Here is a 6,104-nt window from a genome sequence, read left to right as displayed (position 1 = left end):
TCGTCGACGATCAGGATGTGGGCCAAGAAAGCAGAACTGGTCATGCCGGTACTGTCTGGCCCACACCGCCAGCACGCAAGCGATGGCCCCTGTCTTTCGCCTGCCTTTACCGATCTTAACGAGCGCGCAACGCTTCGCCATGGCCATCAGGCGTTCAATGCTCGGGCAGATCAAGGCCATCACGGCCTCCCCCCAGCAACAACATCCCAGCAACACAGGAGCACCCAGATGAATCTCAAGACCCATCTCACCTCGAAGAAATCCGCGCTCGCCGCTGCGCTGTGCGCCGGCCTGATGATCGCCGCGCCGCAGTTCGCCAATGCCCAGCCGCCGGCTCCGGATGCAGCAGCGGGTGCTGATCGCCCGGATCGCCCGCCGCACGAGAAAGGCCGTGACGGTGGCCCGCGTCATGGCGGCGGCGGGCCGTTCATGCATGAGCTGAAGTCGCTGGATCTCAGCGACGCGCAGCGCAGCAGTGTCCGCGACGCGATCAAGGCGCAGTGGCAGTCGGCGCGTGACGAGCGTGTGGCGGCGCGTCAGCTGCATCGCAACGTCGAGATCGCCACGCCGGACAGCCCCGGCTACAGCGGCCTGGTCAACCAGCTTGCCGACGCCCAGGCCAATGAAGCGCGTGACCGCGTGCAGAAGCAGGCGGCGCTGAAGTCGCAGATCTTCGCGATGCTGACGCCGGCGCAGAAGTCCGCACTGACCGAGAAGCTGAAGAACCTGCCGGAACCGCCGGCCCGTCCGGAAAAGACCGGCTTCCGCGGTCGCTGAAGCTGCTGCTGCAAAAAAGCCCCGGCAGTGATGCCGGGGCTTTTTCATGGGCGACGTTCAGGGCTGGTGCGTCAGCTCTGGCGCCAGCTCTGGTGGTACTCGGCCCATTCGACCGCCGTCGCCGCATCGCCGACATCGAAGGCTTCGCGAGCATCGATCATCACCGCGTACTCGTCGGTCATCGGTTTCGGCTGCACATGCATCCGGCTCAGCGCCTTCGGATGCGGGCCGTGGGTGAAGCCGGCCGGGTGCAGGGTGACCATGCCCGGATGAATGTGATCACGGCTGAAGAAGTCGCCCGAGTGATAGAAGATCACTTCGTCGAAATCATCGTTCGAGTGGAAGAACGGCACCTTGATCGCGCCGGGATCGGTCTCGAACGGACGCGGCGCGAAGGTGCAGACGACGAAGCCGGGCGCAACGAAGGTGGTGTGCGCACTCGGCGGCAAGTGATAGCGATGCGAACTGAGCGGCCGGATATCGCGGACATTGATCCGCACCGGATGCAAGGAACCGTGCCAGCCCAGCGCATCGAGCGGGTTGTAGGGATAGGTGACTGTCGACAGCTGATTGCGGCGCTTGATCACCACGCGACTATCGCCGGCCTGCGCAGCTTGCGACTTGAAGGCCTCATCGATGCGCGGAAGATCGAGCATCGCCGGATCGAAGATCGCCTGCTCGCCGACCAGGCCCTTGTCCGGCAACTGATAGCTGCCGTTGCTGGCTTCGATCAGCAGCAGCTGCAGGGCCTCCAGCACCTCAAGGCGCCACATGGTGCCGCGCGGCAGCAGCACGTAGTCACCGGCTTCGATACTCAGATGGCCGTAGTCGCAGTAGAGATCGCCGCGCCCGGCGTGGATGAACAGCAGCTCGTCGCCATCGGCGTTGCGCGCCAGGTGATCCATGTTCGTGGCCAGCCGCCAGAAGCGCAGACGGCAGTGTGCGTTGTGCAGCAGCGTGCTCGCTGCCCAAGGGCTGCCACCATCGGCCGGAAGCTGCATGCAGTCGAAAGCCCGCGGCCGCAGCGGGCCTTCCCAGCTGGTCCAGCCGGTCGGCGGACGCGGATGAATCATCTGCGTCGCCGGGCCGAAGAAGCCGTCCTTGCCGATCTCTCGCTCCACCGTGCCCGGCGGCAGATCGGCATGCGCCTGGCGCGAGGCCAGACCTTCGACATGCGGAATGTGGATCCATTTGCGGCTCATCAATCTTTCCCCGAAGCCTGACGCATCAAGATTTGCGCGTATTCCGGCGCGGTGGGCTCGTGCATGAAGAAGACACTGAGGTCGCACCAACTGGTTGCGGTAAGCCGTTCGGCCCAGCGCTGCAGATCTGCTTCGGAATAGTGCTCAAGGCGCAGACGCAGATAGCCCCAGGGCGCGGTTTCAACCAGTGGTGGCGGGGCATTGTCTTCCCGCTCCGACCATACCAGCGCTGCCTGCACGCTTCTCAGCGCCGTATACGTCTCATCGCAGAACCAGCTGTCGTTGCGGAACTCGAACGCGGCGCGATGATCCTCCGGCAGCAAGCTCAGAAATTCCTTCAGCAGCGGCAAGTCCTTCTTCAGGTAAGGCGGCAGCTGGAACAGCACCGCGCCGCGCTTGGTCCCGAGTGCGGCGAGCCGTTCATAGAGCACCGCCAGCGGCTCGGCCGATAGCTCCGCCTTGAGCTTGGCCTTGTGGGTGATCTCGGCCGGCGCCTTGATCGCGAAGCGGAACGTCGCCGGCGTGACCTCCCGCCATTTCTCCAGGCTCGCGGTCTTCGGCATGGCGTAGTAGCTGCTGTTGATCTCGACCGTCGGCAAACGCTCGCCGTAGAACTGCAGCATCGCATCGGCTTTGATCTTCTCGGGATAGAAACTGCCCTTCCATTCCTTGAAGGAAAAGCCACTCGCCCCGGCCCGGATCTTCTGCACTTTCATGGTCGCCCTCTCGATTGCCTGCCGTTGAGGAGTCGTGGTCTACCAGAGCCGTTGCCGCGATCCCACTAGGCTGCTTCACTCTTCAGCACGCCGCGCCGAACCTGATCTTCCTCGATCGACTCGAACAGCGCCTTGAAGTTGCCTTCGCCGAAGCCTTCGTTGCCCTTGCGCTGGATGATTTCGAAGAAGATCGGTCCGATCACCGTCGAAGTGAAGATCTGCAGCAGGATGCCTTCCACCGGCGCGCCATCGATGAGGATCTTCAGCTTCTGCAGCCGGGCCAGGTTCTCGCCGTGGTTCGGCACCCTTGTATCGGTCTTGTCGTAGTAGGTGTCCGGCGTGTGCATGAACACGACACCGCGCGCGCGCAGCGCTTCGACGGTTGAGTAGATGTCATCGGTGGCCAGCGCCAGATGCTGGATGCCTTCGCCGCGGTAGTCGCGGATGAACTCGGCGATCTGCGATTTCTCGTCGGCGCTTTCGTTGATCGGGATCCGCAGCTTGCCGCAGGGGCTGGTCATCGCCCGCGACACCAGGCCGGTCAGCTTGCCTTCGATATCGAAATAGCGGATTTCGCGGAAGTTGGCGATGCGGGTGTAGAAGCTCGACCAGACGTCCATGTTGCCTTTGGCAACGTTGTGGGTCAGATGGTCGAGCGTCGTCAGGCCGACGCCTTTCGGCTGCTGATCGGCGCCGGCAATGGGGACGAAATCGACGTCGTAGATCGAGCGCTCGCCATAGCGGTCGATGAAATAGAGAACGCTGTTGCCGATGCCGTAGACCGCCGGCAGGTTCAGCTCCATGTAGCCCGGCTTGGTATCGAACGGCACCGCGCCCTGGGCCACGGCATGACGGAACGCGGCCGGCGCATCCTTCACTCGCCAGCCCATCGCACAGGCGCTGGGGCCGTGGGCGATCGCGAACTGCGCGAAGTGCGTGTACGGCGTGCCGTTGACCAGGAAGTGGATGTCGCCCTGCTTGAACAGGGTCACGTCCTTCGAACGATGCCGGGCCACGGCGGTGAAGCCGAGCAGCTCGAACAGCGTGTGCAGCTGGGCAACGCCGGCCGGCGTCGGCGCGGTGAATTCGACGAACTCGAAGCCGTCGGTCTGCAGCGGGTTGGTCTGATCGTTCATCGGTAGCTCCAAAGGTCAGGCCGCCAGCGATTTCGGCGGAAACAGCGGCGCATGCAGGCCGAGGCGACGAGCATCGGCGACCGCGGCGAGCAGATCGGCCTGACTCAGCTCGTGCAGCTGGCGAAACGAGTCGAGCACGTAGTACAGCGGCTGCAGCACGTCGATGCGATACGGCGTGCGCAACACCTCGATCAGCGAAAAGGGACGGTGCTGCGGTGCGGGGCCCAATGCATACGCGGTTTCACCGGGTGAGGACAGGATGCCGCCGCCGTAGATGCTGAGTGATTCATCCGGCTTGCGAGCCAGGCCGAACTCGACGGTAAACCAGTAAAGCCGCGCCAGAAACGCGCGATCTTCCTTGCTCGCCGCCAGCCCGATTTCGCCATAGCGCTGGGTGAACGCGGCGAACCAGGGATTGGTCAGCAGCGGCGTGTGGCCGAAAAGCTCGTGGAAGATGTCGGGTTCCTGCAGGTAGTCCAGATGCTCGCGGCGGCGGATGAAGGTGGCGGCCGGGAAGCGCTTGGCAGCCAGCAGCGCGAAAAACTCCGAGAACGGGATCAGCGCCGGCACCGCGGCCACTTGCCAGCCGGTCTCGCGCTGCAGCCGAGCCGACACCTCCGACAGCTGCGGTACGCGGTGTTGGGGCAGCTGCAGCAGATCCAGTCCGTGCAGGAATTCCGGGCAGGCGACGTCTGCGATCGCAGCCTGCTGACGCGCATACAACTCGGCCCAGATCGCGTGCTCGGCCTTCGAGTAGGCCACGACGCCGCGCGCGTCGGGCGGGCGCGAAACATAGCTGGAATTCGACGACGAACGCTGGGCCATGACGGCCTCCGGGAGACGTGATGCAAGATAGCCAGCGTAGCGCGGCAGCCGCGGCGTTTTGCTGCGAAGTCGTGCGTGTGCGCTAGGATTCACGCATCGATTCACCGCTAATCACCTGAATTTCGGAGAAATCATGCGCGCCGAGCTGGACCGTACCGATCTCCGCATGCTCGACGAGCTGCAGCGCAACGGCCGCATTGCCGTGGTCGAGCTGGCCGACAAGGTGGCGCTGTCGCCAACCGCCTGCCAGCGGCGGCTGAAGAAGCTGGAGGATTCCGGCGTCATCGGCCGTTACACCGCCGTGCTCGATCCGACGGCGCTCGGTCTGGGCATCGAGGCTTTCGTCCGCGTCGCCATCGAACGGCAATCGAAGGACGCGACCCAAGCTTTCGAAGCGGCGATCCGCGCCCGGCCCGAAGTGCGCGCCTGCTACGTGATGACTGGCGATCTCGACTTCCTGCTGCATGTGCAGGTGGCCGATCTCGCCGCCTTCGCCGAGTTCTCGATGCGGGTGCTGATCGGCCTGCCCGGCGTCAAGGACGTGCGCTCGTCACTGGTGCTGGAAGCGATCAAGCGCGACGAGGGGCTCGCGCTAGGCATTTGAAAGGCGGGCCTCACGCAAAGACGCAAAGACGCAAAGACGCGGAGGAAAAGCCCAGCAAAAACTTTTCGATAAAGCTTTTGCTGTTCCTTAGCGTCTTTGCGTCTTGGCGTGAGATCAGCTTTTACGGACTACAGCCGCGCCATCCGATCCGCCGCATCGATGAGCCGCGACAGCGTGCCGTTCTCGCTCGCCGCATGGCCGGCGTCGGCGACTACCTGCAGATCGGCTTCCGGCCAGGCGCGGTGCAGGTCCCAGGCGGATTTCATCGGGCAGACGACGTCGTAGCGGCCCTGGACGATGACGCCGGGGATGTTCTTCAGCTTCGCCGCGTCTTCCAGCAACTGGTTCGGGCGCAGGAATCCGCCGTTGACGAAGTAATGGCATTCGATGCGGGCGAAGGCTTCGGCGAAATCATCGCCGCCGTAGCGGGCGACCATGTCGGTGCTCGGGATCAGCTTCGAAGTCGCACCTTCCCAGATGCTCCAGCTGCGCGCGGCATCGCGGCGCACTTCCGGGTTTTCGCTGGTCAGGCGGCGGTGATAGGCGCTGACCAGATCGCCGCGCTCGGACACCGGAATCGGCGCGATGTAATGCTCCCAGGCATCCGGATAGATCCAGTTGCAGCCTTCCTGGTAGAACCAGCTGATCTCCTCTGGGCGGATCAGGAAGATGCCGCGCAGGATCAGGCCGAGCGTCCGCTGCGGATGCGTTTCGCCGTAAGCCAGCGCCAGGGTCGAGCCCCAGGAGCCGCCGAACACCACCCAGGCGTCGATGCCGAGTTTCTCGCGGATGGTGTCCATGTCGGCCACCAGCTCCCAGGTGGTGTTCTCGCGCAGTTCGGCAT

At 64.1% G+C, this 6,104-nt stretch carries 8 protein-coding genes; 2 read left to right on the top strand and 6 right to left on the bottom strand.

The annotated features are described in order from the left end of the window. Positions 1-180, bottom strand: a 180-nt coding sequence (locus tag QZY06_RS04910) for a hypothetical protein (RefSeq protein ID WP_295680958.1), incomplete at its 3' end; no start/stop codon positions are given. A 48-nt stretch (positions 181-228) separates the two neighbouring features. On the opposite strand from QZY06_RS04910, the gene QZY06_RS04905 reads away from it, so the two are divergent. Continuing rightward, entirely contained in the window at positions 229-777 is a 549-nt protein-coding gene (locus QZY06_RS04905; protein WP_295680955.1) for a Spy/CpxP family protein refolding chaperone, read from the top strand. Between the two features lie 71 nt (positions 778-848). Here QZY06_RS04905 and QZY06_RS04900 read toward each other — a convergent pair whose 3' ends face one another. The 4 genes from QZY06_RS04900 to phhA all read right to left on the bottom strand — a co-directional run bounded on the left by QZY06_RS04900 (position 849) and on the right by phhA (position 4,656). Next, the gene (locus QZY06_RS04900) at positions 849-1,979 is read right to left on the bottom strand and encodes a homogentisate 1,2-dioxygenase (RefSeq protein WP_295680953.1); all 1,131 of its coding nucleotides are present in this window, start codon (positions 1,977-1,979) and stop codon (positions 849-851) included. Continuing rightward, positions 1,979-2,695 (bottom strand): DUF72 domain-containing protein, encoded by a 717-nt coding sequence (locus QZY06_RS04895; RefSeq protein ID WP_295680950.1) that lies wholly within the window; start codon positions 2,693-2,695, stop codon positions 1,979-1,981. The genes QZY06_RS04900 and QZY06_RS04895 overlap by 1 nt, the downstream gene beginning before the upstream one ends. A 65-nt stretch (positions 2,696-2,760) precedes the next feature. Continuing rightward, positions 2,761-3,831, bottom strand: a complete 1,071-nt coding sequence (gene hppD / locus QZY06_RS04890) for a 4-hydroxyphenylpyruvate dioxygenase (protein ID WP_295680947.1) — start codon at positions 3,829-3,831, stop codon at positions 2,761-2,763. Between the two features lie 15 nt (positions 3,832-3,846). Next, a complete protein-coding gene (gene phhA, locus QZY06_RS04885) occupies positions 3,847-4,656 on the bottom strand; it encodes a phenylalanine 4-monooxygenase (protein WP_295680944.1) in 810 nt (269 codons plus the stop codon). Positions 4,657-4,789: 133 nt separating this feature from the next. Between phhA and QZY06_RS04880 the strand changes: the two genes are divergently transcribed. After that, positions 4,790-5,260, top strand: a complete 471-nt coding sequence (locus QZY06_RS04880; RefSeq protein ID WP_295680941.1) for an Lrp/AsnC family transcriptional regulator — start codon at positions 4,790-4,792, stop codon at positions 5,258-5,260. Between the two features lie 128 nt (positions 5,261-5,388). Here the strand turns inward: QZY06_RS04880 and pip are convergent. Beyond that, positions 5,389-6,104: prolyl aminopeptidase (gene pip, locus QZY06_RS04875; RefSeq protein ID WP_295680939.1), on the bottom strand; the 716-nt coding region annotated here is incomplete at its 5' end.

It is taken from the genome of uncultured Nevskia sp. (assembly GCF_903885465.1).
Classification (GTDB): Bacteria; Pseudomonadota; Gammaproteobacteria; order Nevskiales; family Nevskiaceae; genus Nevskia.
Note: the sequence above shows the minus strand (reverse complement) of the source record. Positions and strands in the feature narration are given on the sequence as shown.